This window comes from Paenibacillus pseudetheri (assembly GCF_924513355.1).
GTDB classification, from domain to species: domain Bacteria; phylum Bacillota; class Bacilli; order Paenibacillales; family Paenibacillaceae; genus Paenibacillus_AQ; species Paenibacillus_AQ pseudetheri.
The window spans coordinates 177974-204178 of sequence record NZ_CAKMAB010000003.1 but is presented as its reverse complement, the minus strand read 5'-3'; the positions used below and the strand labels follow the sequence as shown (position 1 = coordinate 204178).

The 26205-nt window shown below is 43.9% G+C and carries 24 protein-coding genes and 1 pseudogene; 6 read left to right on the top strand and 19 right to left on the bottom strand.

Annotated elements, in window-relative coordinates:
• Positions 1–31: 31 nt before the first annotated feature.
• Positions 32–1651, bottom strand: coding sequence for an ABC transporter permease subunit (locus L1028_RS03775; RefSeq protein ID WP_234531446.1), 1620 nt, complete (start codon positions 1649–1651; stop codon positions 32–34).
• Positions 1644–2396, bottom strand: coding sequence for an ABC transporter ATP-binding protein (locus L1028_RS03770; RefSeq protein ID WP_234531444.1), 753 nt, complete (start codon positions 2394–2396; stop codon positions 1644–1646). Before L1028_RS03770 ends, L1028_RS03775 begins: the two co-directional genes overlap by 8 nt.
• Positions 2397–2605: 209 nt before the next feature.
• Between L1028_RS03770 and L1028_RS03765 the strand changes: the two genes are divergently transcribed.
• Both L1028_RS03765 and L1028_RS03760 read left to right on the top strand, forming a co-directional pair.
• Positions 2606–3367: a DeoR/GlpR family DNA-binding transcription regulator gene (locus tag L1028_RS03765; RefSeq protein WP_234531442.1), complete on the top strand. Its 762-nt coding sequence runs from the start codon at positions 2606–2608 to the stop codon at positions 3365–3367.
• A 222-nt stretch (positions 3368–3589) separates the two neighbouring features.
• Entirely contained in the window at positions 3590–4933 is a 1344-nt protein-coding gene (locus tag L1028_RS03760; protein ID WP_234531434.1) for a methyl-accepting chemotaxis protein, read from the top strand.
• A gap of 387 nt (positions 4934–5320) precedes the next feature.
• On the opposite strand, the gene L1028_RS03755 is transcribed toward L1028_RS03760, so the two are convergent.
• The 13 genes from L1028_RS03755 to L1028_RS03695 form a co-directional block, all read right to left on the bottom strand.
• A complete protein-coding gene (locus tag L1028_RS03755) occupies positions 5321–7549 on the bottom strand; it encodes a Tex family protein (RefSeq protein WP_234531432.1) in 2229 nt (742 codons plus the stop codon).
• 119 nt (positions 7550–7668) lie between these two features.
• Positions 7669–8934: an MFS transporter gene (locus L1028_RS03750; protein WP_279306831.1), complete on the bottom strand. Its 1266-nt coding sequence runs from the start codon at positions 8932–8934 to the stop codon at positions 7669–7671.
• A gap of 108 nt (positions 8935–9042) precedes the next feature.
• Complete coding sequence (locus tag L1028_RS03745; protein WP_234531426.1) at positions 9043–9651, bottom strand: TetR/AcrR family transcriptional regulator; 609 nt, start codon at positions 9649–9651, stop codon at positions 9043–9045.
• Between the two features lie 156 nt (positions 9652–9807).
• Positions 9808–10158 carry a type II toxin-antitoxin system PemK/MazF family toxin gene (locus tag L1028_RS03740; RefSeq protein ID WP_042124727.1) on the bottom strand — a complete coding sequence of 117 codons (351 nt, stop codon included), beginning with the start codon at positions 10156–10158 and terminating at the stop codon, positions 9808–9810.
• A gap of 3 nt (positions 10159–10161) precedes the next feature.
• Complete coding sequence (locus L1028_RS03735) at positions 10162–10443, bottom strand: CopG family ribbon-helix-helix protein (RefSeq protein ID WP_025698676.1); 282 nt, start codon at positions 10441–10443, stop codon at positions 10162–10164.
• Positions 10444–10657: 214 nt separating this feature from the next.
• The gene (gene alr / locus L1028_RS03730; protein ID WP_234531425.1) at positions 10658–11839 is read right to left on the bottom strand and encodes an alanine racemase; all 1182 of its coding nucleotides are present in this window, start codon (positions 11837–11839) and stop codon (positions 10658–10660) included.
• Between the two features lie 216 nt (positions 11840–12055).
• Positions 12056–13141 (bottom strand): LolA family protein, encoded by a 1086-nt coding sequence (locus L1028_RS03725; protein ID WP_234531424.1) that lies wholly within the window; start codon positions 13139–13141, stop codon positions 12056–12058.
• 235 nt (positions 13142–13376) lie between these two features.
• Positions 13377–13550 carry an aspartyl-phosphate phosphatase Spo0E family protein gene (locus L1028_RS03720; RefSeq protein WP_234531420.1) on the bottom strand — a complete coding sequence of 58 codons (174 nt, stop codon included), beginning with the start codon at positions 13548–13550 and terminating at the stop codon, positions 13377–13379.
• 122 nt (positions 13551–13672) lie between these two features.
• Positions 13673–15070, bottom strand: a complete 1398-nt coding sequence (locus tag L1028_RS03715; RefSeq protein ID WP_234531412.1) for a helix-turn-helix domain-containing protein — start codon at positions 15068–15070, stop codon at positions 13673–13675.
• A 256-nt stretch (positions 15071–15326) separates the two neighbouring features.
• Positions 15327–16085: a DUF3600 domain-containing protein gene (locus L1028_RS03710; protein WP_234531409.1), complete on the bottom strand. Its 759-nt coding sequence runs from the start codon at positions 16083–16085 to the stop codon at positions 15327–15329.
• Positions 16072–16659: a sigma-70 family RNA polymerase sigma factor gene (locus tag L1028_RS03705; protein WP_234531406.1), complete on the bottom strand. Its 588-nt coding sequence runs from the start codon at positions 16657–16659 to the stop codon at positions 16072–16074. Before L1028_RS03705 ends, L1028_RS03710 begins: the two co-directional genes overlap by 14 nt.
• Positions 16660–16855: 196 nt before the next feature.
• Complete coding sequence (locus L1028_RS03700; RefSeq protein ID WP_234531405.1) at positions 16856–17818, bottom strand: DUF4367 domain-containing protein; 963 nt, start codon at positions 17816–17818, stop codon at positions 16856–16858.
• Positions 17815–18381 carry a sigma-70 family RNA polymerase sigma factor gene (locus tag L1028_RS03695; RefSeq protein ID WP_234531402.1) on the bottom strand — a complete coding sequence of 189 codons (567 nt, stop codon included), beginning with the start codon at positions 18379–18381 and terminating at the stop codon, positions 17815–17817. Before L1028_RS03695 ends, L1028_RS03700 begins: the two co-directional genes overlap by 4 nt.
• A 174-nt stretch (positions 18382–18555) precedes the next feature.
• Between L1028_RS03695 and L1028_RS03690 the strand changes: the two genes are divergently transcribed.
• The 4 genes from L1028_RS03690 to L1028_RS03675 all read left to right on the top strand — a co-directional run bounded on the left by L1028_RS03690 (position 18556) and on the right by L1028_RS03675 (position 21777).
• The gene (locus L1028_RS03690) at positions 18556–18975 is read left to right on the top strand and encodes a MarR family winged helix-turn-helix transcriptional regulator (protein WP_234531400.1); all 420 of its coding nucleotides are present in this window, start codon (positions 18556–18558) and stop codon (positions 18973–18975) included.
• Between the two features lie 138 nt (positions 18976–19113).
• Positions 19114–19761 (top strand): hypothetical protein, encoded by a 648-nt coding sequence (locus L1028_RS03685; RefSeq protein ID WP_234531399.1) that lies wholly within the window; start codon positions 19114–19116, stop codon positions 19759–19761.
• Positions 19762–19864: 103 nt separating this feature from the next.
• Positions 19865–20998 carry a copper amine oxidase N-terminal domain-containing protein gene (locus L1028_RS03680; protein ID WP_234531398.1) on the top strand — a complete coding sequence of 378 codons (1134 nt, stop codon included), beginning with the start codon at positions 19865–19867 and terminating at the stop codon, positions 20996–20998.
• A complete protein-coding gene (locus L1028_RS03675) occupies positions 20995–21777 on the top strand; it encodes a TatD family hydrolase (RefSeq protein WP_234531397.1) in 783 nt (260 codons plus the stop codon). The genes L1028_RS03680 and L1028_RS03675 overlap by 4 nt, the downstream gene beginning before the upstream one ends.
• A gap of 76 nt (positions 21778–21853) precedes the next feature.
• Here L1028_RS03675 and L1028_RS03670 read toward each other — a convergent pair.
• The 4 genes and pseudogenes from L1028_RS03670 to L1028_RS03655 form a co-directional block, all read right to left on the bottom strand.
• Positions 21854–22419: pseudogene (locus L1028_RS03670) on the bottom strand (histidine phosphatase family protein).
• A gap of 379 nt (positions 22420–22798) precedes the next feature.
• The gene (locus L1028_RS03665) at positions 22799–24097 is read right to left on the bottom strand and encodes an MFS transporter (RefSeq protein ID WP_234531396.1); all 1299 of its coding nucleotides are present in this window, start codon (positions 24095–24097) and stop codon (positions 22799–22801) included.
• Positions 24098–24178: 81 nt separating this feature from the next.
• Entirely contained in the window at positions 24179–25330 is a 1152-nt protein-coding gene (locus tag L1028_RS03660) for a winged helix-turn-helix domain-containing protein (RefSeq protein ID WP_234531395.1), read from the bottom strand.
• Positions 25331–25475: 145 nt separating this feature from the next.
• Entirely contained in the window at positions 25476–26159 is a 684-nt protein-coding gene (locus tag L1028_RS03655) for a YjgB family protein (RefSeq protein WP_234531394.1), read from the bottom strand.
• Between the last annotated feature and the right edge of the window lie 46 nt (positions 26160–26205).

The following is a 26205-nucleotide window of genomic DNA, read 5'->3' as shown; positions in this document are numbered from 1 at the left end:
TTAACTGGTTTAGTTATATTAAAATCGTTAATTAACGAGAGTTTGACTGCCGTTTCTGGAGATAGTCACCTAGGAGCTTAATGATAAGGTTGGTGCAAAAGATCAGGATGGATAGGACAAACACCTCATTAAATTTGGCGAAATGCTGCAACTCTTTTATTTTGCTGGCCACTACCGAGGTTTGGGCCGTCACTAGAAAGATGATTCCGCTAATCGTCACCATTGCATTGATAAAATAGTAGCTGATCATCTCGATCACGGTAGATGCAGAGTTCGGCAGAATGACCCTGCGGATCGTTTGCAGCCAGCTGTCACCTAACAATTCAGCAGTGGTTTCCCACGATGGATTCATTTTCGCCAAAGAGTTCTTAGCCATCAAATATGGTGTCGTAAAGTAATGGACAAGGGTGCAGAGCACAAGAATCGTAAAGGTCCCCTTGAGACTGCTGTTATTGAACAGAAGTAAATACGACAGACCAAGGACCATACCCGGTACCGTGTTTGTCACCATAGATAGGATGTCAAAAGTCGCTTTCCCTTTTATGGGAGTTCGCACATTGATGATAGCCGCAGCATACGCCACGATCGTACCTACGAGTGCCGTCAGCCCTGCTACGAGCAAGGAATTTTTATATACATTGATCAAATCGCTTGATTGAAAAACATCCACAAAATGCTTGAACGTAAACGTTAGATCATAAGGATAGCCATTCATCAGTGGTGCAACGAACATGACAGCAAACACAGCCAGTAGCCCGATTAGAATCACGGATGAGATCAGTCCAAGAACCGAATCTCTGCCTTTATTCTGGATCATCTCAATTTCAGTCACCTTGTCATAATGGAAATTGAATTTTTCAAGATACGTTAACAGCACAACCCCGAACGCCGCCGGTATTAACATCAGTACAGCAATAACTGCTCCATTGTTGAAATCCGGTATAGCCCCAAGCATGACCTGATACAGCTGAGTAGCAACCACGTTATACGTCCCCCCCACCGATGCAGGGATCCCAAAATCCGTGAAGCTTAGGATAAAAGAAAGAACAAACGCCCCTCCCAAAGTACCCCACAAAGGCCGAACGATCGTGTTCATGAAGCTTCGCAGCGTCCCATCCCCCATAAGCTTGGATACGACGATGAACTTTTTATCAATGTACTTGAACGAATTATGAATCAGCAGGAAAGCCGAAGGTAAGGTATAAATTACGTAGCCTATCAACAGACCATTAAATCCATAAATCTCGAATAAATTCCGTCCGAAGATTTTAGTAATCAGTCCCTGGTTGCCAAAAGAGTACATTATCGCAAACCCGTAAGTAATCGTAGGCAGCAGCATAGGAATCAGAATTCCAGTTCTAATGATGCTTTTTAACGAGCGATAGATTCTTGTACAGTGGATAGAATAGGCTAGGATAAACGCTAGAACCGTCGTGATGAGTGCCGTAATACCGGAGACCTTCATACTATTTCCGATGGACTCGCGAATCTCTTGATCTGCCAGAATAGTGAGATAATTGGATACCGAATAACCTTGGCCCGTATCAAACGAGCGGATAAATAAAACTGCCAGTGGCAAGATCAGGAAAACGATAAATAACAATACGATTGGGATAAAAATGATCCGCATTTCCGGTTTAGCTTTAGGCATAATGTTCACCGAACAGGTTATAAATATTTTCCCGTTTCACTTGCAGTTGCCCCAGAATAAATTCTTTTACAAAATCATTGCTAGGTTGTTGAATGATCTCTTGAGGCGTTCCGAATTGGGCAATATGTCCTTGATTAATGATGAGAATTTTATCCGACAGGGTTAACGCCTCTTCAGGGTCATGGGTGACGATAATCGTCGTAAGCTTATATTCTCTGGCGATGGATTTAATCCGAGCTTTAATAGATTCCTTGATGATTCCATCCAGTGCGCTTAGAGGTTCATCGAGCAGTAATAATTTGGGCTTCATTACGAGCGTTCTAGCTAAAGCCACCCTTTGCTTCTGCCCACCCGATAGAGCACCGATCTTCTTTGTTAAATGCGGCTTTAATTCCAGAAACTCGATATACTCCTGAACCTCATGCTCTGACGTTAATCCTTTTTTATTTTTCAGACCATAAACGATATTCTCGTAAGCATTAAGGTTGGGGAAGAGCGCATAATCCTGGAACACTATATTAAATCCGCGTTTCTTCATGGATACATTGCTTAAATCTTGATCATTAAAAATGATTTGCCCTTGCTCCATCTTAGCCAATCCCAAGATGATGTTTAACAAGGTGGTTTTTCCACTCCCGCTGGGGCCGAGTAAGGAGACAATTTCCCCTGCTTGGATGTCTAGACTAATATCCTCTAGAACAACCTTGTTATCGTAATGCTTGCTTATGTTTTGTAATTTAAGCAAAGGTTCCACCTCCTCAAGTACAACCTCAGTATAAAAAGGTTTTGTTTTTGAGGATAAACAGTTGCGTAAAATGTATGTAAACTTTAAATAAGTTGTGACTATATTATAATCATATTATGACTAACTTACAAAGGAGTTGTTGCTACCCTATACTAATCCCTTTATACTTCAACTATCGAAAGCGATATAAACTTTGAATGGGTGATTACATGTTTCCACTGGAAAGACAAAAGAAAATCATAGAGATCTTAATGTTCAAAAAGGTTCAGAAGCTGCCGGAGCTAGCAGAAGAGCTTAATATTTCAATTGATACCCTTCGCAGAGATATCAACCTGCTGGACAAGCAAGGGAAGATCAAAAAGATTTATGGTGGAATTAAACTGGTGGAATCGGAGTTTGCTGAATCTCCAATGGATGCGCGGATGGTCGGTCACTTAGAGGAAAAGAGAATGATCGCCCAAAAATGCAGCGAATATATTAACGATGGGGATTGCATCTATCTGGATAGCGGCTCTACCACCTATCAGATCGCCAAATATATCAAGAATAAAAAGAATCTCACGGTCATTACGAACTCCATTCCTGTGGTAAACGAGCTGATGAACAGTGCGGTTGAGCTTATTATCATTGGCGGAAAGGTCCGACTAAATGAGCAGTCTGTCATTGCATATGATTATCTATTTAATTTCAGTGAATTAAATATCCTTAAGGCTTTTATTTGCGCAAGCGGCATTACCCTTGAAAAAGGCATCTCCGACTATAACCTGGAGGAAGCCCAAACGCGCAAAAAAATTATCGATCTCTCCAAAGATGTTTACGTTGCCGCAGACCATACTAAATTCGGAAAAGATGTGACCATCGGCATCGCCTCACTCGATAAAATTGGGTACATCATTACCGACCGTAATATAGATCGAAGCTTCCTGCAGAAGTTTAAAACCAAACGCACGAGCTTGATTATTGCGGAATAATAGCTTTATCATTCTAACAATTACAAACGTAAGTAAAGAACGCTTCTCCCGATATTGAGAAGCGTTACTTTGCGTGTTTGCTCTAGGGAGGAATTCCCTCTTTCTATTGATTTAACACAATTACCGGCTTTTTTCAGGGAGTTCCCCCCCATATTTTTACTCTCTATCTCCCAAACATCATTTTTCAGAACATCCCTGAACTACAGATTTCCACAAACAATCATGGCGATTATATCTGCAGCGGTACCCCTTGGATTATTGTGTACGGTACTAATTTGGAAACGTGCGGCTACACCTTATATTATGTACATAACAGCCATTGGCATTAATATCATTACATACTTCTACATCGATGCAGGGACTAACATTATCAGTACGTTAATTCTATATTGGGGTCTAGGCATCGTATCCCTCTATCACAACTATCGCCCATTACTCCTTAATGGTGTGATCGCTTGCATCTTACTCAACTATTTTCTGATGACCAAACCAGCTTTCGAATCCGTTGATGCTTTAAGTGTTAACATTTTTCTCATCATGATGATACTGGTTCTGATCTATCAGAGTCAGATTGGTGCGAAAATGTTCAAAAATATGTCTAAGAGCAGCAACGAAGCTGAACGTGCTAGAGCGGAAATGGAGACCATTCTTACAGGTGTTACTGAATCCGTAGGTGTTCTGAGTCAATCTAGTAACCTAATGCATAACAACGTACTGACAACAGATCGAATTTCCAAAGAAGTCGTAACCGCCTTTCAAGAGATAGCTACTGGAGTAGAATCACAAGCACAGAGTGTTAGCGATATCTCAAATGCTATGCAGCGGTTAAACGAATCAGCTACGCAGGCAAATGCTGTCTCCGTCTCAATGAGCAACAAAAGCCGTGATACGGATCAAATTACGCAAGAGGGGCAAGATGAAATCATTCGCTTAACTGGAACTATGTCTGAAGTTACAGATATCGTAACGAGTACTGCTGGCTTGATGACACAAATGAATGAAGAAAATCAGAAGATTGAATCGATTGTTTCCAGCATCGTAGGAATTGCTGAGCAGACGAATCTTTTGTCGCTAAATGCTTCTATTGAAGCCGCTCATGCGAGAGAACACGGCAAAGGTTTCGCAGTCGTATCCAATGAAATCCGAAAATTGGCACAGAGCTCCCACAATGCATCCTCGGACATTACCCAGATTCTCAGAAGCATTCAAAATAATATTGCTCAGGTTGGCGGTATGGTTTCTAACGGGTTGCTAGTTGTAGAATTAGGAAAAAATTCCACTGATGATATCGCTCGATTATTCGAGGGCATTCGAAGTAATACACACCAGGTGCTTGAACAAGCAAAAGACCTGAAGGTTAGGAGCGATCATATCCGGCACGCATCCACCCTAGTACTGGGCGAAGTTAATTCAGTGGCTGCAATTACCGAAGAGAATACAGCAGCTATTGAACAAGTCCTCGCTAGCGCTGAGGTCCAGCAACAACATGTTTCTGAAACGGTGATCAGCATCAGCAATCTAAATGAGTTAGCTGTAAAGCTAGACAAACTAACCAAATGTTCTTAAGCCAGGAAAAAGCATTTACTCCTGTGTAGCCAAGAACTTTGCTTAGGTGATAAGTGATATAAGAATTCCCCATAGTTCTAGTGGATTGACCCTGAAGAGGTTTACGTACGCACGGACGAACGCGTAGAACGCAGCTCCTATAAAGAACTAAATCACCCTAACCACATCTAGCGACTCTTCTGTGACCAGGGCTTGAAGCAGCGTAATACCAAATAGCAATGAGGTACATTCAGAATTCGCTGGTGTTATCCATATTTTTCACATTGCATAATTTAAAAAAACAGTGGCAGTTCAGGACCTACTTTCCGTCCATGAATGCCACTGTTTTACTGTTGGAGATTGTATACTGCTTATTTCCATGATCAATGGAGCAGTTCTTACTCCATATTATTTCACACTTCCCGCCTCAACACGCGGCGGACGCATGGTCAGGCTGACCCGGCCCTTCTTCATGTCAACACCCATCACCCAGACGGTGACATTATCTCCTACGGAGACAACATCCATCGGGTGCTTCACGAAGCTGCCGCTGAGCTGGGATATATGCACCAGCCCATCGTTCTTGATCCCGATATCGACGAATGCGCCGAAATCGATCACGTTGCGGACGGTTCCCTGCATTTCCATGCCGGGAACCAGATCCTCGATCTTCAGCACGTCGGTGCGGAAGATCGGCAACGGCAGCTCCTCGCGCGGATCGCGGCCCGGACGCTGCAAGCTCTCCAGGATGTCGCGAAGCGTAGGCACGCCGACATCCAGCTTCACAGCCAGCTCCTCGGCATTTTGTGCCTCCAGCTGTGAAGCCACTTCTTTGCTGCCAAGCTTATTTACATCGAGGCTTAGCTCGCTGAACAAGCGATCCACCACCGGATATGACTCGGGGTGAATGGGTGTGCGATCCAAGGTGTTGTCTCCACCTGGAATCCGCAGGAAGCCGATACATTGCTCATAGGACTTCGCACCCAGACGAGGGACCTTTTGCAGCTGCTTCCGAGTCGTGAACTTACCGTTCTCTTCACGGAATTTAACGATATTCTTAGCAATCGTCCCGTTAACGCCAGCCACATAAGAGAGCAAGGCTGGAGATGCCGTATTCACATCTACACCCACATGGTTAACCGCCGATTCCACGACGGCCTTAAGACTCTCCTCTAGATGCTTCTGGGAGACGTCATGCTGATACTGCCCGACGCCGATGGCTTTCGGATCGATCTTCACCAGCTCCGCCAGCGGGTCCTGCACACGGCGGGCGATAGAAGCCGCACTACGCTCTGCCACATCCAGATCCGGGAATTCCTCCTGCGCCAGCTTGGAAGCCGAATAGACACTCGCACCAGCCTCATTAACGATCAGGTAAGCCAGCTCTGGATCGCCAATTTCAGCGATCACTTCTGCCGTAAATTGCTCGGTCTCACGGGAGCCTGTCCCATTCCCGATCACGATAAGCTGAATGCCATATTTAGCGATTAGTTCTTTAAATTTAGCAGCAGCTTCAATTTTCTTGTTGTTCGGCGGCGTAGGATAGGTCACGGCTACTTCAAGTAGCTTACCAGTATCGTCTACGACGGCCAGCTTACAGCCGGTACGATAGGCAGGGTCAACACCCAGCACACAGCGTCCCTTAACGGGCGGCTGCAGCAGCAAGCTGCGTAGATTACCAGAGAAGATCGAGATCGCTTGATTCTCGCCCCGCTCGGTCATCTCTCCACGAACCTCACGCTCCACAGAAGGAGCAATCAGACGTTTGTAGGCATCCTCCGTCACTGCCTCCAGCAGTTCCTTCACTGGGGATGGGCCTTTAATGATCTTCCGCGCAATGTAAGCATGAATTTTGTCAGTGACAACCTCAATGCCTACCTTCAATATATTCTCCCGCTCACCGCGATTAATGGCGAGTATTCGGTGAGGTGGTATTTTGTGTACAGGTTCACGGTAACTATAGTAGTTCTCGTATACGGATTCCTGCTCTGCATCCTTAGCTTCAGACACAAGGATGCCCTGACTTGCCGTATATTGCCGAACCCAAGAGCGGATCGCAGGATCATCTGCAATGTTCTCGGCGATGATATCCAGTGCACCTTGAAGCGCTTGATCTGCGGTCTCCACGCCTTTTTCAGCATCTATAAATTTCGCAGCCTCGGTTTGTGGGTCCCCTTGTCTCTGCTGCTCCATAATCCAGTTCGCAAGCGGCTCTAAGCCTTTTTCCTTCGCAACACTGGCACGAGTCTTACGCTTCTGACGAAATGGGCGATACAAGTCCTCCACTTCCTGCAGCTTGACTGCATTAGTGATTTGTTCATGAAGCTCCTTCGTCAGCTTGCCCTGCTCTTCAATATTGCGGATAACGTCTTTCTTACGTTCGCCTAAATTGCGAAGATAAGCCAGACGTTCTTCAATATCACGCAGCGCATTCTCGTCCAGCTCACCCGTCATTTCCTTCCGGTATCTGGCGATGAACGGAATCGTATTCCCCTCATCCAGCAGTCCAACCGTTGTACGCACCTGCTTCAGGCTAATGTTCAATTCCTTGGCAATCGCTACAGTAATCAATTCCTGCTCCCGCTGTGCGGCCGCCTCATCCGTAATGACTCCCGTATTGCTGTTATCTACCGTCATTAGTATCCCTCTTCCCGTACACAATCTGCTTATACAATTCTTGTTCTCATATTTAAAATAGTATCACAGATCGGCTCTGTACCAAAGTCCAGCCTAGAGAGGAGGCAGATTCAACGGGTTTAAACGCGTTGTCCCATGCCCCTTTTGCCGGAACTAAGTGACAATACAAAGCATAAAGCTAGAACAAGCGCGGCTGCCCCATACGGAAAGTTAATACTTAGATCAAAAAGATAACCTGCTACGATAGGCCCAGCGATATTTCCAAGACTCGTATAAGCAGAGTTCATTCCTGCTACGAAGCCTTGCTGCGTTTCGCCAGCCATTTTGGATAGCTGGGTGCCTACTGCTGGTCGAAGTATATCCATAGCCAAGAATACGACAAAGGTAATCGCACAAATCGCCCAAAAGCCACTTACAAACAGCGTCAGCAGAATAAACATTGCAGCAGTTATAAGGCAAGTGGAGATTACCTTATTCTCGCCGAATTTATTCAGAATCCAGCCAAAGGCAGATACCTGCACCACAGCACCGGCGATCGAGCCAAAGGTAATTACAAAAGCAATATCTTTAGGGGTAAAGCCAAATTTATGGTCCACGAACAATCCGAATACCGTTTCATAGTTAGCCAATCCAAAAGCCATTACAAATACAATAATTAACCCGAAAAAGTAAGGTTCACGATAAGAACGCATCAATTGCGTGAAGAAGCTCTCCTGATTATTTTTCGATAGCTTCGCTTCCATCCGTTTCTCTACAGACAGAGACTCAGGCAAGATCAAAACTGTGATTAGAGCTGCGATCCCAGCCGCACCAGCCGCACAGAAAAAGGGTACCCGCATGCCAAGCTCAGCAAGATAACCGCCAATCCCTGGACCGATAATAAATCCGGTAGTAATGGCTGCATTAATAAGCCCCATGCCTTTCGCTCTCTCTTCAAAAGAGGTCGTGTCCGCTACATAAGCCATAACCGCTGGCATAATTAACGCAGCGCCTACACCACCGAGCAATCTAGAAACGAATAAGAGCCACGACACATTCGCCAGACCAAAGAGGAGCTCTGAAAAAGCAAACACGATCAGACCCGCCACGATCACTTTTTTTCGGCCAATTCTGTCGGATAACCTGCCCGCGAATGGCGATACTAATAATTGGGCAAGGGAGAATGAAGCCACTAACAGCCCAACGGTACTCCCGGTGATCCCAAGTTCGTTCATGTAAGTTGGCATGATAGGGACTACAAGTCCGATCCCTGTAAAAGCAAGAAAAATATTAAGCATAACAAGTAGCATAGCGCCCCTATTTCTAAGTAGTAATGACATTGTGTTAACCTCCGTAGCTTCTAAAGCCAAGTCTTCAAATAGTTTCTTTTTGTAGAGACCGACCATCCGGTCTAAAATATAGCAAAAAAATAGTCCTTCCAATTCCGGTGCCTTTAAGAAGCTTCAGCCTTCTTGATTCCTGAATGTAAAGCTTCTTTCAAGCCCCATTATATCTTATACCGTATATATCCCTCGTAATAACAATCGTACTGATTCCCGGTAATATTTTTTGATATCATCCGAAGTCTTTTCATGCATGGAGTATTCGGAAACTCTTCCGATCCCTTCGAGCATGCCATTAACAATAATCACATAATCCTCTAAGTCACCCTTAATAAAATTCCCCGTGTCCATGCCTTCCTTCAGAAGCTCGCGACAAGCATGCGAGGCGGCCTCATATAAAAGAACAAGCCGCTTAGTGACATCCTCCGGATGGGCTCTACTTCTTGAGAATTCCTCAAGTGCCCGGATCAACGGATTCTGAAAATCATTTGCATAGTGCTCGGCTAACGCATATAAACGCTCCTGAACACCAACAATTTCCTTCTTCTTATCTTCCCACGCCTGTAGCCACTGCGCCGTATCCTCTTCTACTACATATAGAAAAAGTTCATCCTTGCTCGGAAAATGATGATATAAGCTGCCCTTACTAACATTCGAGGCTGCGCAAACTTCATTCATGGTTACAGCTGCATATCCCTTCTGAACAAACAGCTGTGTGGCTTTAAGTACAATTCGTTTCTTTGTTTCTTCTCCGTCTGAACGTCCTCTGATTCTAAACACCTCCTAAACCGACCGTACGGTCTAATTTTATCAGAACATTTTGTAAAAGTGAACCCCTAATCCTTTTTTACCATGAGTTCGTAAAAATACACATCAAAAGACGCCCGGATTCATATCCGAGCGCCTATCTCATGGATTATCTATAACCCTGGGTGATTAAAAATCAATCAGTCCGAGGCTGATTTGCAGCGAATCATCCACCTTCTTCATAGTCTCATCATCAAGGTGGGTGATCTTGTCAGTTAAGCGTTGTTTGTCAATCGTCCTAACCTGCTCCAGCAGTATAACAGAATCTCTGTCAAAGCCATGAGCTGCTGCGTCAATTTCCACATGCGTAGGTAATTTAGCCTTCTGGATTTGGGCCGTGATTGCGGCCACAATTACCGTCGGGCTAAAGCGATTGCCAATATCATTCTGGATTACCAGTACTGGCCTTACTCCGCCTTGCTCAGAACCTACAACCGGCGAAAGATCAGCAAAAAAAACATCGCCACGTTTAACGATCAATGTCTACACCCCGCTTACTAAGCGGCCAAGAGTGCTGTCTGCATCTTCCTCCGCGAGGAACGCCTCGCATGCCATGGTCAAGTTGATCTTAGCCATTTCCATGTAGCCGCGCTGCATGGACTCCCGGATAGAACGTTTCCTCCGTTCGCTCAAATACAGCTTCATGGCCTGCCTAATCAATTCACTCCGGTTGGAATTCTCCAATTGAACAATTCCGTCCACTTCCTGCAAGAGATGATCGGGCAAGCTGATCATGATTCTTTTGGTGTTCTGCAAATTGGCCACCTTCTCTTCCACCCCCACAAACCTTCTGCCCTTGTGTTCCAGTGTTGCAATATACAAGGAATTTTATACAAGGAATATATGCCGCCAGTATATCAAGTATGCTGCATCCCATTATAAACTAGAAATGGCGGTTCGTATAGGCTTTTAGTCATATCTCCTAAAACGATACAATTCCTTCTATTTTCTCCCTTGAATAACATTACTGTCAAGAACTTTAAGATTGCAGCAGAGCATTTACTAATTTAGGAAGTGTGCCTTCACGGATATAAACGCGCGGCACCCGATGAGCCAGCATGCAAATTACCTCGTAGTGAATCGTTCCAAGATGGAGAGCCAACTCGTCTGCCGTGACCATCACGTCAGCTTGACGGCCGATGAGTACAACTTCTTCGCCTGCTTTAATTTGTTCCGCTTCTTCAGCGAAAGATTTGAGTGATACCATACACTGATCCATGCAGATTGTTCCGACGACAGGAACGCGGCGTCCACGTATTAACACCTCCGCTTTGCCAGTTAGCATGCGGGAATATCCATCTGCGTACCCCACAGGTAACGTTGCGATAATCTCCTCGCTGTCTGTGAAGTACCGAGTGCCGTAGCTGACGCCCCAATGAGGAGGCAGGCTCTTCACATATACAACCTGCGTCTTCAGCGTCATTACCGGATGTAGTTCTACCAGTTGACGGTTTACCTCAGTTGAGGGATAGAATCCGTACAAGCTGATGCCTACCCGCACCATATTGCTGGATAAATAAGGTGAATCAATGGCCGTAGCGCTATTGCCCGTATGTATGATCGGGATCTGAATGTTCTGCTCCCGCAGCGTTTCCGCCACGCTCATGAACCGTCGATGCTGTTCCAGTGTATAGCTTTTGTCTAGTTCGTCTGCCTTGGCAAAATGGGTAAACATACCCTCCAGCTCCGCCTGCGCAACAGACTGCACTTCAGAGATAAATGCAGGTGCGTCATCTGGTAAAAGACCCAGACGCCCCATCCCGCTATCAATCTTGATATGCACCTTCAGCCGATGTTCCGGATCTATAGGAAGCTGTCTAATAGCCTCTAATACTTCCGGTGTGAACAGTGTTACAGTTACATGGTTCTCCCAGGCAACGGCTATTCCTTCAGGAGAAGTGTAGCCAAGCACCAGTATAGGAATCAGTATTCCCGCCTGACGCAGCTCCAATGCTTCATCCAAAAAAGCCACACTAACATAATCTGCTCCGAGTCTTTCCAGTTCCCGTGTCACTTCCACTGCTCCATGGCCGTACGCATTTCCTTTGACGCATCCCATAAACTTTGTCTCTGCCGGCAAGTAGCGGCGAAAGGCTTCGTAATTGGCACGCAATTCATCCAGATTAATTTCGGCTACTGTCGGTCGATAGCTTGCTTGCACTTCAAAGTCACCTTCTTACGTTGTAGTAAAACGTCATAGCTGTAATGATCATTGTCATAGTACTCATGGTAATGCTACAGAAGGTGGCTGTCAATGTGAGCTCAGTTATCTTTTTGCTTCAGTTCAAAGAGGCTGGAGCGCTGGCAAATATAGAAAGACGGATACTACGTTGTAGAGGAAAGAATCCCACAAAACGCAGTATCCGCCTACTTTATATTATTTACCCGATTGAGCCTCCATAGAAGCGGCAATTTGCATCATTTCGTTAACAGGAAGATTAGCACTTGTAATTCGATACTCTATACCCTCAGACATCCAAGTCAAAGTCTGCTGCTCATCACCACTCAGAAGCCCTGCGGTAAAACCAAGATCTATCAGCGTTCCAGGAGCCAATGCTACTGCACGGTCCAATGGACGGGCTTCCATAATGGTGTATTGATAAACCCCATCATACCGGATGAGAACAGCATGATCCTTGTTCCCCTCCATTTTATGGGAGTCCTTCAACTCGACACCTGCCGGAACGTACCCCGGTTCGATAATACCAAAGTCACCCAGCTCAGCAGCGGCAGGTTGCCCTTCTTGCTCCTGACCCTCAGGAACTACAACCGGATTTCCATTTTCGTCAACCTGAGCTACTGTACTTTCTGAAGCAGCACCTGTAGTCATATTCTTTTGCATATCAAAGGAATCCTTAGTGAAATCTGTATCGAATTTAAAGGTGTCAAACTTCACGTCTACAACTACCTTGGCTTCAGAATCAGAGACTTGAACCTGTTTAGGCTCATAAGTCTTTTTATCCAGCCAGATCTTCTGCCGCACAAGGGCATTGCTTTGATAATTCGCTGCTACCTCAAACACATAGTTTTCTCCATCTTCCACAAATTGGCGATTGTTATCGGAGACGATGCCCCGAACTAGTGTCTGATACAAATAAACCTGACCTTGATTGTCCGGCCAATCACTCTGGAAGCGGAAGCTCTTATTCATACTTGGTGTGAGTACGAACACTCCCTCATCATTACGAAGCACGATCTGCGTAATATCCTTCTGTACATTCGCCAAGCTGATCCGGTAATAAGAAGGGTTCTTGTACCATACCTCTACCTTATACTCCTGCGGCTGCTCGCCAGTGAACAGGGTCATAATGCCTGAAGCTTGGTACGTTCCCTGCTTACTCTCCAACTTGTCGGCCACATTGTTCAAATCCTTGACCACGGAAGCGGCATCCTTCTTCCCGCACCCCGTCATCACCAGGGCCACGCTCATAATGATCGCGAGTACCCATATTGTCCGGCGCATGACATCATCCCCTTAACCTGTTTTGAATGCATTGATTAGTACATGTCTATGAGGGACTTGGCCGCAATATGCAGACGGGCATGACAAGCATGGGAGTTAGATTTATTTTTTAGGAACATACAAACAAAAAAGACCCACGCTTAGCGCTGGCTTTATGTTTTATACAGAAATGTAATAACATTATGTAAGTCTTATCTTTTAAATAGAGAGAAAATTATACGTTCTGTTTCATGTTTCAACTCTCATTATCACTATGTATAGCTTTATTATACTGATTGATTAATTCATCCAACCTCATCGACTGTCTGATCACATTTGGATGTAACAATCCACCGTATTCCCTTTCCATTAAATAAAGTTTGGCTCTAGCACCCTCTATTCTCTTTTGGATAACTTCTGGGTTATTCATTACACTACCTCCTCAAATTAATATACTAGAGGTATATGTCAAATTCTAAAATTTACAAAAAAGTGCAGTACTATAAAGAAATGATTCCAAGAAATACTAGAAGGACGGTAATAATTACGTTACTATGTACTGCCAACAACAAAGCCGTTTTTCTTTTCGTTGATTCGCTGCACCTTACTAATTAGGTTTTGGTACTCTTTTTGCGTTTCTAAAGATGCCGTATGTCGAAGCTCTTCAAACATTCCAACACATTTTATAATACATGATTCGCTATTAATTTTTACTGAATATTCTAAACTTTCCATTATATAATTCATACTAATCTCATATTTATTTCTTCTTATATAATAAAACGCTATCTCAGCCATCAAGTTGGTATATCTATCTTCGAAGATTTGTTGATTATAGGATCTAATCTCTAGCTGATGATCTCTACAATCTGATATTTTTCCCTCAAACTGCAGAAGGATATCATCCACATTAAATTGGTAGTAATTAGCTGCTTGAAGGATTTTGAACAGACCTGAGAGGATCTCTTCCTCCCTTTGTTCAATGTATGCCACATATTCCGGCAGCACCGTTATATCCCCTTTTAAAATTCGCAGCAAGTAAATATTAGCCCGTGCCCACTCCATACATTGATTCATAAGCTGCAGAGCTTCTTCCGTGTCTTCCCGAATCCAGTTCATATCCATATACATGTTGACATAATGTAAAGCTCTATCATAATCTCCTAGCTCTCTATAAACTACTGAATGTAACACGTAAGAGTATTGAATATATGAGAATAGTGGAATTCCAGGTTCCTTTTGAAACCTGCTTTTTCTGGCACGGTCGTATTTGGCGTGATATTGAATTGTTGCTTTATTCCCCATTTCCTTAGCCATTGCCATTACCTTATCCCAGTGTCGTAAAGCACTATATGTATTCGCCAAATCTTTCAGCGCATCAAGCTGATCCACCTCGTCAAGTCGGTTAACAAATCCTTCAAATTGTACAGCTGCTCGCAAATTAGCATCCTGATCTTCACCCAAAGCGATCGTGAATAGCCTGTATTGGCAAAGGGCCAGCCGCTCTGAATGCTGATACTTCTCACTCTCAGCCACACTCTGATATAACATTGCTGCTGCTTTGTGCTTCCCTTGCGTAAAAAAATCTTCTGCAGTATCAAATAATGAAGGCGTATAAGATAAGCTGTCCATCATGATCCCAACTACCCGTGCAATACATTCCAGCTTATCCAGCTCTGCACAGCGATATAGAAATGGCCGAAGACGTCTCCAATTCGGATTGGAGTGAACAAAACACTCATCCACATACAAATCATAGTAGCTGCCTTCTTCTAATCCCATACCTTCTGTAATCCGATCTAATTGTTGCATGGCTATTGGGCGATTCCCATTGATGATATTACTGATCGTGCCTGAATTTACCTTAGACACCTCTGCAAACTGATTGATCGTTGTCCCATGCTTCTTGAGATAGTCCGCCAGTTCTGCACGAATGGTCATCTGCCTCATTAATCAAAGCCACCTTCCGCCAACATAATTCATAGATATGCAAATAGCATTTTAATAAATATATGTCTAATTATTCCAGTGGTCAAACACTTTTTTCTATTCCTTTTCATTCTGCAATTATTCGGTGATCAATGTATAGACTTTAGATTTGTAAAAGATAAAAACCACCAGAATACAAGGTGTAATAAACCTTTTCTGATGGTTTTTCTTATGATATTGCTATTGATAGTTATTCAATACATGCATTTAAATTCAACTAAGAGCTAGGTTTAATCATCATATCCAGCTTTTTAATATAAGGGTCTAGCGTTTCAATTAACTTCTCTTGGTTTTGTATCTCTTCTTTCGAAAGCCGATCCATATGAACACTGCCATCTGCATCAAATACCTTAGCATCATAGCTTTGTAAGTCTATAATTAATCGTTCGATCTCCTCAAACTCTTTTTTAGTAAGCCTCTGTTCAGCTTTTTCAAGTAAGCCATTCCAGAAAGCATCACGATCTACGGATTGCACTGATTTCTTTGATGTTTTCGCTTCATTTATTTGTTCGAAATAAGGTTCAAGCTTAGCCTGTAACTCTTTATATGCCTTCTGGTCCTTAGCACCTAACTGTTCTAGGTGAAAGACGCCTTCAGCATCGGCCATTTGCAGATTATAAGATCCCAATTCCTCTAGTAAGGACATCAGCTTTGTGAATTCCTCTTCGTCAAAGCTTTGCTTCGCGTTTTGCAGTTTGGCCTCAAGCCTGTCATATTGTTGCTGGGTTACTCCTATCGTAGCAGCAGTTGCTGGGGATCCATACATGTTGTCTGCCAAATAATGATATCCGGCATAAGCTCCAGTAGGAATTAATAGTGCAGCCGCCATAATACTTGCCATGAGCCATTTCTTCATACGTCTTCCCCCTTGTTTGGCTACGGCCCTATTTAGTATTTGCTCCTTCAGTTCAAGTGGGGCACTTAGATTTCTCGCCTCTTCCTGCAGAACTGTCCGTAACTCTTCATTGAAATTCATGCAGGTCCTCCACCTTTCCCTTAAAAAGAGTATGATTGTCTGACTTCTGACGAAGCTTCTGCAGTGCAGCGTGAATACGGGATTTCACGGTTCCGAGCGGAATACCCAGTATCGCAGCACTTTCTTCCTGTGAATATTCGTTTAAATAATGCAGAATAATCACCTGCTTCAGCTTAAATGGAAGACGATCTACACTTGCTAGCAGGCGGCGGTTAGATAACCTGTCCACAACATCACTCGTGAAATCATGCTCCAGCATTAGATCTGTTTGTTCTACTTTTTTAACCATTCGGAGATGCGTCCATCTCTTTCTTCGATAGGCATGAATTTGCCGCATGACCACTCCCATCAGCCAAGGCTTAAAGGGGCGATTCACGTCAAATTGTTCAAGAGAACGGTGCACCTGAATGTAAATCTCCTGAACGATATCATCCACATCGGAGGTTTCGCGAACGAGGAAATGAACGGTCTGATACACATCCCGGATCGTTGCTTCATATAGCTCACCATACGCATCACGATTGCCGGCTAGCGTAAGCGTAATGAGCTGAGAATATTCATTTGGATGTTTCATCCCTCTCAATCCCTCCTTCGGTCTTACACTATATATTGGTAAATAAAAGAGATATCGTTCGATTTATTTTAACGAATCTAAAAGGAATTTATAGGGAGAGCTTCCCTATTCAAAAAGCCCGCAAAATGCGGGCTTCCAGTTTAGTTGCATTCCAATCAGCAGCATAAGCCACCTGCCATTTACTTAATCTAATTGATCAGTGGATAGACTCTGCTACTTTGATCAAATCATCCTTATCCAAGCTAGCGGATGTTACACCGTATAACACACCATTGGCTTCCCAGTCTACAGCTTTGCCATTGTACAATACAGCGTCAATTCCATTTATTTTCACTTTTTCTATTTTACCGTCCGTCGACATCTCATAAGCCGTTTCATCATCAGCGTGCCGCTGCTGCATAGTAATCCTCTCATCTGTGGCTTCATTAATAAAATATAAGTCGATATATTTACTGTTAATTACTTCACCGTTATCGTCCTTATAAAACTCAGCGTGATCAAAGGTATAACCATCCGGCAAGTACTCCGGCAATCCCACATCAAAAATGGTATATTCATTTAGCTTGCTAGAATCTTTCATGATCAATATTTCCGGTTTCTCTTGATCCCTCTCAGATTGCGTAACTAACCTACCATCTTCAAACCCTATGATTTTTTCCCCGTCAGCATTGTAAACATCACCAGCCTTTTGAGCTGCATCGGGGGTCAAAAGTACATTTCCGTTGCTATCGAAAATCTTACCTTTCAATTCTTCCGGAATCACATTGTAATCTGCAGAGTATTCTACTTCATGGGCTACAATATGTCCTAAATTTATCGTTTGCAATACTTTAGATAACAGCTCCTGTGCGAAGGATGGTTGCACAAAAGTTACACTTAATGTACCTACTACAAGCAAAGTCGCTAGTACAACAGCAGGACGTCTTAATCTATGCTTTGTACGCAATCCTTTCCCCTCCTCTTGGCCGGCATACGTTCTCCGTGCCTTATTCAGAATGGCTGTCTTATTCGAGCCTTCGCTGAAATCTTTATGGGCCAAAGCCCTGCCAAGTTCCATTAGCTCCTTGTACTCCCCGGCGCCCTTTAAATCATTTTCCGCTCCATGTATACTTTCATCTAAATCCGCAGAGAACTTCTGCTGTATTTCTTTACTATTCATAGTTGCTCCACGCTCCCTATTTCAGTCTTCAGCTTCTTCATAGTCCGGTAGAGAATTACACCAATGTTACTCTCTGTGATCCCCGTAACCTGTGCGATCTCAATGTTCTTCAGGTTTGCCCCAAATTTAAGAGCCACAATATTTCTTTCCCTCGAGTTCAGCGTGTTCAGTGCTTTATTTAGCTTGCCGTTTCGTTCTCCCTGAAGGATCATGCTTTCCGGATCTTTCCTGCTAGAAACCAGTTCCTTGACGGCATCCAGTGAGAAGAAACTGCGCCTCTTCAGACTTCTGTAATGGTCATTGACCACATTCCTAGCGATGGCAAACAACCACACCTCCAAAGGAGCTTTTTCCTGGGAATAAGTCGAAAGCTTAGCTAATGTTTTCTCAAAGACCAAGCTTGTCAGATCCTCGGCCGTATGGAGTGAGCTGACCCGATAAGCCATATAGTTAAATATTCTTTTATAGAAGGTTTCAAAAATCGTTGTGAATAAAGCATCTATATCCGTTTTTTCTTGGATTTTCTCTTTAACAAAGGGGTGAAGCAATGCGCGCTCTTGCATCAATCAAACTCTCCTTTCCAGCAAAATTTTACTTAGCTAAGTAAATTCGACTGTTAATACGCAATAATTCCAATTCCATTACAAGATACTAAAAAGAAGAGAGAACCCCTTAACTTGACAAGCATATTATAGCTTCTATATATTTTAGGAACTAAAGTAAATTGGAGCGTGGCTATGAGCACAGAGCAAGATAAACAATATGCTATCCATAAGGTTATGGAATCTATGGCAAATGTGCAGCAGAAATCCCAGTTCTTCATTGATATGATCACCAAGCAGGAGACCCTGACTCACAATCAGATCCTACTGCTGTTCCAGCTCAGGCTTATAGGTAGCTTGAACATTACTGACATCTCCGAACGATTCATTATTACACCAGGGGCCGCTTCCTCGATGTGCGATAAGTTGGAAGATGCCGGTCTTATCGAACGTGTGCGGACGAAGGAGGATCGCAGAGTCGTCAACATTGTCCTTACAGAACAAGGGCAGCAGCGGATTCTCCATATCTTTGAAGCCTTTCCTACCTCGGATTTGGATAAAATCTCTGGAACCTTAGAACAAATAAATGAGTTAATGGATAAAATGATGAACTAAAAGCTTTTGGGTTATATATACTGCCTGTCAGGAAACTGACGGCAGTTTTTTTATATCCAAAATACTATATTGACTATATATTATAATAATTATATATTTTAATCATTAAAATATATTTCCGAAAGGCGGCCCCTGTAAATGTCCAATGCTAATGATCCTTTTGAACGCCATGAAATGATCGGTCCACCACTGAAAGTAAGAGGTTCACTGATCCTCAAAGAAGATGTTCGTGCGGATACCGTCGATGTCGTCGGCCATTTAAGTGCACAGAACAATGTTACTACCGCTAAGTTAAAAGTATCTGGTGATTGTTCGATTGGAGGTCATTGCAGAGCCGAACAGGTCATCAATCTGGGAGGGCTCCGTGTTCAACACATCCAGGCAGACAGACTGAAATCGTCTGGATACTTTTCTGCCGCACAAGATGCTGCAGTCGAAACCTTTTATGCCGAAGGTGCTGTGAAGATCCATAGATTAACTGCTGAATCATCGATTGAGCTACGGTTAGGAAACAGAAGCACAATCGATGTCATAAAATCTAGCGGTACCATTACTGTTAAGCCATCTTTAAAGCTAATGAATGCGCTAATCCCCTACTTCCGGAAGCTTACCTGCGAAACGATTGAAGGAACTAGTATCACGTTATATCTAACGACAGCAGATCTCGTCTGCGGTGAAGATATTATCATCGGACCGGGTTGTTCTATTGGGGAGATCCGCTATAGCAAAAGTCTAACGGTAGACCCTAAATCACAAGTTGCTCGGACCGTGTTTTTAAATAAATAGCAAACGTAACAACCTTGTCTCTGCTTTGTTTACAGAAATTGACCTACTACGCGCTGATTTAATCTATACTTAAGAGGACTGGACTTAATCCTCGGAGGTAATTATGAATAAAATCATCGTAATCGGAGCTCTCACGCTCTTTTTAGCCGGATGCGGAGCATCGGCATCTATAGATATGGATACAACAATGGCAATTAACCAAACACAAACTACTGAAGCACCACTGAAGCTGATCGTTGATGGAGAAACCGTCCTTCCTTCTGTCCCACCTTTTTTCTCAGGTGATAAGGTGTATGTACCTGCAAAAGTACTTATGGAGTACTACTCATCTGAACAACATTGGGATAATGCCAACAAAACTTTAACCATCTTTGATGGAAGCAGTAGATATGTTTTGAAGCCAGGCAATGAGTATATGCAAGGTGACGGTTATCAATATGAACTGGGGGGACCTGCAATTCTACGAGATGGTATTTTTTATATTCCGGCAGACTCTCTTAACTCTCTCTCTGGTGCCACGGCGCAGTTGAATGCCACGCAAAATGAAGTTTCCATTACATCAGGGGATGTTAGTACTACCGTAAGAACACCCAGCGAACCTCTTGCGATTGCTACAGAAAATAACCAAGTTATGCTGTATACTGCCCTCAAAAATGGCGGTACCTACGAAGGATTTCTTGTAGAGGTGAACGGTAACAAACATACGTTTAATTGGGAAGCACCAAGATTGTTAGGTTACACTCCTGAGATTCATTATGCTGACATAGACCAGGATGGGCAGGAAGAAGTTGTTATCATACTGTGGCTCGGAACAGGTACGGGCATGTCTATGCAGGAGCTTCATGTGATTAAGCCTGACCAGTGGAAAGAAATGAATGTACCTTCCGCAGATAAGGCTGTCTCAGCATTTGTAACCTCAAAAATCTCCTATGAAAAGGGCGATGCCTTAATTCAAATTCAGGTAAAGGGTTCAACTCCATCTATGGTTACTATGCGATATCCGGATCGTGGCGAGGATGGCAATCTTGGTGACAAAGCCGGGATTGGCGCTGTGACTTACTACATGGTGGAAGAAGGTAAGCTGAAAGCTGAAACCAATGTTTATATCGGATTTCTGGAGAGTATTGGCACACTAACCTTTACCTACAAATCGGGAAATGATGGAATGGAACCTGAATCTATTCGTTTTTCGCCTCATGAGGAGTATGCCTCTTATGTGGTGGGTAAGCAGCTATGATTGATGCCCATATACATTTAGAGCAATATGAGCCTGAGGTTTCGGAAAAATTGTTGAGTGAGATTCCTAACTTGGGGATCAAAGCCCTGATTGCTGTCTCCATGAATTTAGACTCTTGCGTTCGCACTCAAAAGCTTGGCGCTACCTATCCCGGAGTGGTACGCCCAGCTTATGGTTTTCATCCAGAGCAACCTATACCGCAGAAAGCTGAGTTATCAACTTTACTGGAATGGATTGAGCATCAGGCTCGGGAGGATTTCATCGCTGTAGGTGAAATTGGACTGCCTTATTATTCGCGCGCTGAAGCACTGGAGCGCGGCGAAGCTTTTGATATGGAGCCTTATATTCAGCTTCTTGATCAGTTGCTTGAGCTTGCCGCCCGTATAGATAAACCAGTGGTCCTGCACGCCGTGTATGAGGATGCGCTGATTGCCTGTGATCTATTAGAGAAACATGGTATAAAGCGTGCCCACTTCCATTGGTTTAAAGGACCCGAGGAAGCCATAGCCCGTATGATTAACAATGGATACTATATCTCTTTCACCCCTGATATCCTTTATGAGACGGAGATTCAGGAGCTTGCCCGCCGCTATCCCCCAGAGCTTGTCATGGCGGAGACCGATGGTCCTTGGCCATTTGAAGGACCTTTTGCGGGTAGAGTCACCCATCCATCTATGATTCGAGATGTTGCTGCCGCTTGGGGAGCGCTACATGGCTATACTTCCAGCCAAGCAGAAGAGATACTGACTGCGAATACTAAGCGATTTTATAGCTTGTAAATAAACAAAAGGATGGTTCCTAGCGAATGCCAGGCCATCCTTATGAATAATCACAGCTTTGTCCCACTTTGGGAGTTCACAACCTCTCCACACCCATTAACGTTCCGCCTGCGAACTCCAATTTAAAATATCCGGCTTTGTGGTTTGTAGTAGAAAATCCAGGTCATATTTGGCGTCAAAATAATTCATCATAAGCGTCATGACTGCACCGTGAGTGCCAATCGCAACCTTTTGCCCACTGTGTTTGTTCAGTATTTCTTGCAGCACGCTAACTGATCACTTCTGACACGCATGAATGGATTCCCCACCAACCGGAACAAAATGCGGATCAGCAAACATTGTTGCCAGTAATGGATATAGCTCCTGGTCAGACATGATCTTATTTCCGTCCGAAAAATGAATTTCCCGAAGATCTTCAACAATTTGAATCTCTGCCCCTACCTCTTGTGCCAATCCAGCAATCGTATGTATAGCCCGAAGATATGGACTTGAATAGAAGGCTTGAATTCCTTCGAGACGTAATTTTTCTGTTATCTTACGGGCATCGGCCTCCCCCTTCGCTGTTAATCCACGTGTTCTCTCAGTTCCTCCGGGCAGCTTGGGTGACTCTCCATGCCTTACCATATAAATAAAATTTGCCATTGTTTCCCCTCCTCTACCTCTACAATTTCTCGTGTTCTATCCGAACTCCTTCATACAATAAAAAAAGCCCTTACGGGCAAGAATCAATCCTAGCCAGCTAGAAAAGTCTCTTAATTGCACTCTATACAACTATTAAGCGTAAAAAGAGGTCTGCTAAGCAAATAAGTGTAGTTTCTGCAACTAAAAACGATCATTTCTACCCCAAAAGAGAAAAGATCAAATTATTGCTGCACTAAATACAACTAAAGTTCGCTTTGAACGATGGAACAGCATTTAATTGCAGATTCTGCAACTAAATGCTAGGTAAGCCCGCTAGGTAGTCTGTGCTACTCAAGCTTTATAGTCTGGCTAGTTTGCCTGACCTTCACTATCTGCAGCCTCAAGTTTCCATCACTTTGGCCTTCCCCGGTTGTTCCTTTGAGCTATCACTTTTCTCTTTCTGCACAGGCCACAGCACGCGGCCAAATACGATCCCCAGCACACCTATCAAAGCGATTACGATACCAAAGTTTAAAAAGATTCGACTAGGCCCAGCAGCCTGAACCAGCATTCCACCGAGGAGTGGAGCGCCAATCATAACTCCGCTAAGAATGGTACTCTGAATACCGAACACACGCCCTGTCATGTGTGGGGGAGTTTCTTTTTGTAAACAATAATTGAAGGTAATCATAAACATTCCGTTTCCGAGACCCAGTACGATTCCAAGCAGCAATACAGGAAGGCTAGTAACGCCTGGCTGAAGCAGGCCAAGCCCTCCGACCGATACACCAATAAGTGCATAACCCGTACCTAGCTTCCAGCCGTAGCCTGTTCCTCGGTTCATTTTGTTCATGATTATGATCATGAATATTGCACCCACGCCAGTTGCCGCGACAAGCCAGCCCAGCATAGATTCCTCAGCAGGTGCGATAATTCTGAATAGACTTGTAAACTGAAAATCGATCATCTGAATGGCTAACGCACCAACTAAACCAAACAGCATGCTGTTTAGCAGCAGTCTGCTGCGCAGCATAAAGCCCCAGCCTTCCTTCCACATCGTACGGAGAGAAACATGCTCCTCTGGATCCCCCTTGCTCTCTGAGCCGACTTGTCCTGCTTCACTATTTTTAACAGTAAGTAGGAGCAAGTAAGAACAGCCTCTGAGACAAGCATTGATCAAAATACACCACTGCGGCGTCAGCACGGACAATGCAAAACCACCCAGCAATGGCCCAGCGATTTTGGAACCCTGATTTACGATCCCATTAAGTGAAGTGGCTTGCAGCAGCTGATCCTCTCTAACCATACTGCGGGTCATCGACTGCTGGGCAGGCACATTTAACGTCGAGAGAGCAGCACGCAACATCAGTAACGGGAGTAGCCACACCATACTGGGAGCGAAAAGCACTAGTACTGTTAACAATGCCGTTAGTAGATCACACATCCGCATTAGCTTTAGCTTATTCAGTCGGTCAGCCGCTACCCCCGCCACGGAACCGAGCAGAATCCCGGGTAAAGCTATGGAGACTGGAACCAAAGCCAGCATTAACGGACTAGCCTGCCAGCGGTACCCTACGAGTACCTGAATCGCCAGTGCATCGAACCAATCCCCAAAAGTGGCTGTCGCATATGCGCTGTACACACGCATATATACTTTGTTCTTAAGCAGGCTCGTGCCTGCTTGTGTTGAAGCATTCATTAAACATTCCTCCAAATTACAATTAAGAACAAGAACATATGATGCATGATCTTAATGTAACGGAGAATTGTCAGAGAATTATCAGAGAGCTGTCACGATATTCATAAACACGTTTTCCAAGGATTTCTCCAAACGATGGAATCCCCTCTCTTCCTTCTCTCGTTCAAATAAATCTGCATATTTCTGATGCAAAGCTGACTTGGGAGAAAACTCATTACAATAGTGAACAATTCGGTATAACGCATAAATCCGCATCGGCACGAATCCTGACATCTCTAGCACCTGAAGCGCCTCATCCAATAACTGCTCTGCTTCACGCCAAGACTTGCGCCGTAGACACCACAAGCCTCTTGCAACTTTATAACTGCCGATCTCACGCAAAAAAGGTTTCTCCTGCAAAAGCACTTCAATGTCTTTCGCCATCCGCTCCAATTCCTGATCTTTTGTCCCCATCCACAAGTGAATGAGCATTTCGGAAATGGCCGTTACAGGAATGAAGTTCTCATACCCAGGCTCTTTAATCACTTCATGCGTTAGCTTTAATCGTTCTAGTGCTTTTTCCGGTTGCCCGGCTAATGTGTACAAATCCAGAATATTAAGGATCTCCATTTCACGATGCTGGGGCGGCAAAAGAATCTTTTTCTCAAGGACTAGCTCACAGAACTCTAATTTCTTCTTCGGATCACCCAAAAATATATAAAAGATCATCAAAGAATAGAAACGCTCTTCTATCTCAACTTCCTCTGCGTTCAGAAGCCATTCCAAATCTCCCTGCACAAAATGAATATAGATCGAATAGAACGGATCCATTTCATAACCCAAAACATCCTGTTGCCGCGCTAAGGTTAACATGGATCGTCCTTGGCCGTATTGATGATATTTTACGAATACCTCCCGCATCGTCTCTTGCATCTTTGCGTCATATGTAGTCGGGTTGGTCATAGTTACAGAGGGTTCCTGCATCGTCAGACTATAGCCAAATCCACGAACAGTCTTAATATCCAAGCCTTGTAGCTTGCTAAGCTTTTTACGAAGGCGATAAATATGATCATCTACCGTTCGCTCTACTGGGTATTCTAGCGGCCACACCTTATCCAGCAGTTGCTCTCGACTGAACGTACGCCCTCTATTTTTGTACAAGAACTGAAAAAGCGTAAATTCTTTTGGGAATAATTCGATCGTTATCTCATCTCCGGTCACTTTGTATTCACTTTCGATTAATTCCAGCTGCATGATAGAACCTCTCTTTCCCCTGAATCCGCTCATTAGTTACATTATATCAGTCCGTCCAAGGCGTACTCCAGATCAAAAATAAACATACAAAAAGAGCAACCCGCAGATTTCTCTGCATGATTGCTCCTTGCACCCATTGCTGGTCTTATCCAGCCATATTATTAGTGGAATCCTGTTCACTAAAAACGGAGATATGACCTACCTTACCCGTCGAGTTTGGAATAATGAATTTCAACTGGAATTGATCATTGGCTTGATAAGTGTAGATCTTATCCTCGCCATTTACTTTGGTATCATCCGGCTTGCCCAGTGTGGACTCAATCTGTTTCAGTGTTAGCTCTTGCAGCGCAGTATCACTGGAACGAACATCGAAGATTAGGCTCCCTTTATTGAATCCGAATACGACATGTTCATCAGTGTAGGTAGCATAAATACCTTTTCCCGCTGGCTCTTGTTGATCAGGTTTACCCCAATCGGCTTCTACCTCATCAATTAGTCCGGTATGAGCAGCATATTCAACACCAGGCACCTTACCCTTTTTGGCAAGCTCAAGTAATTCTTTGAGTTGTTTGTCGCTATTCTGCTGCGGATTCGCATTGGCTGTATCTTTATTAGTCTTCGTAGGGGAAGTGGTCGCTGCTGGTGCGGTTTCCGTAGGAGTGGTTGATGGGCTTACTTCTGGTTCTGCGGTTGCTGTTACAGCCGTTTCAGTTGGCGCCGTAGTTGGGGAAGCAGAATTAGCTTGCTCATTGTTCGAACTGCATCCAGCTAATCCAATCATTCCTGTGAGCAAAATAGAAGCTGCTAAAAATTTAATCTGTACCGACATGATGTCATCTCCTTAGTAGGCTAGCTCAACCCAGCTTGCAAAAAAA

Excerpts from the sequence above, each read along its gene's own strand:
- L1028_RS03775 (WP_234531446.1), bottom strand. The coding sequence starts at position 1,651 with ATGCCTAAAGCTAAACCGGAAATGCGGATCATTTTTATCCCAATCGTA.
- L1028_RS03765 (WP_234531442.1), top strand. The coding sequence starts at position 2,606 with ATGTTTCCACTGGAAAGACAAAAGAAAATCATAGAGATCTTAATGTTC.
- L1028_RS03760 (WP_234531434.1), top strand. The coding sequence starts at position 3,590 with ATGGCGATTATATCTGCAGCGGTACCCCTTGGATTATTGTGTACGGTA.
- L1028_RS03755 (WP_234531432.1), bottom strand. The coding sequence starts at position 7,549 with ATGACGGTAGATAACAGCAATACGGGAGTCATTACGGATGAGGCGGCC.
- L1028_RS03750 (WP_279306831.1), bottom strand. The coding sequence starts at position 8,934 with ATGGTCGGTCTCTACAAAAAGAAACTATTTGAAGACTTGGCTTTAGAA.
- L1028_RS03725 (WP_234531424.1), bottom strand. The coding sequence starts at position 13,141 with ATGCGCCGGACAATATGGGTACTCGCGATCATTATGAGCGTGGCCCTG.
- L1028_RS03720 (WP_234531420.1), bottom strand. The coding sequence starts at position 13,550 with ATGAATAACCCAGAAGTTATCCAAAAGAGAATAGAGGGTGCTAGAGCC.
- L1028_RS03715 (WP_234531412.1), bottom strand. The coding sequence starts at position 15,070 with ATGAGGCAGATGACCATTCGTGCAGAACTGGCGGACTATCTCAAGAAG.
- L1028_RS03710 (WP_234531409.1), bottom strand. The coding sequence starts at position 16,085 with ATGAATTTCAATGAAGAGTTACGGACAGTTCTGCAGGAAGAGGCGAGA.
- L1028_RS03705 (WP_234531406.1), bottom strand. The coding sequence starts at position 16,659 with ATGAAACATCCAAATGAATATTCTCAGCTCATTACGCTTACGCTAGCC.
- L1028_RS03700 (WP_234531405.1), bottom strand. The coding sequence starts at position 17,818 with ATGAATAGTAAAGAAATACAGCAGAAGTTCTCTGCGGATTTAGATGAA.
- L1028_RS03695 (WP_234531402.1), bottom strand. The coding sequence starts at position 18,381 with ATGCAAGAGCGCGCATTGCTTCACCCCTTTGTTAAAGAGAAAATCCAA.
- L1028_RS03690 (WP_234531400.1), top strand. The coding sequence starts at position 18,556 with ATGAGCACAGAGCAAGATAAACAATATGCTATCCATAAGGTTATGGAA.
- L1028_RS03685 (WP_234531399.1), top strand. The coding sequence starts at position 19,114 with ATGTCCAATGCTAATGATCCTTTTGAACGCCATGAAATGATCGGTCCA.
- L1028_RS03680 (WP_234531398.1), top strand. The coding sequence starts at position 19,865 with ATGAATAAAATCATCGTAATCGGAGCTCTCACGCTCTTTTTAGCCGGA.
- L1028_RS03675 (WP_234531397.1), top strand. The coding sequence starts at position 20,995 with ATGATTGATGCCCATATACATTTAGAGCAATATGAGCCTGAGGTTTCG.
- L1028_RS03665 (WP_234531396.1), bottom strand. The coding sequence starts at position 24,097 with ATGAATGCTTCAACACAAGCAGGCACGAGCCTGCTTAAGAACAAAGTA.
- L1028_RS03660 (WP_234531395.1), bottom strand. The coding sequence starts at position 25,330 with ATGCAGCTGGAATTAATCGAAAGTGAATACAAAGTGACCGGAGATGAG.
- L1028_RS03655 (WP_234531394.1), bottom strand. The coding sequence starts at position 26,159 with ATGTCGGTACAGATTAAATTTTTAGCAGCTTCTATTTTGCTCACAGGA.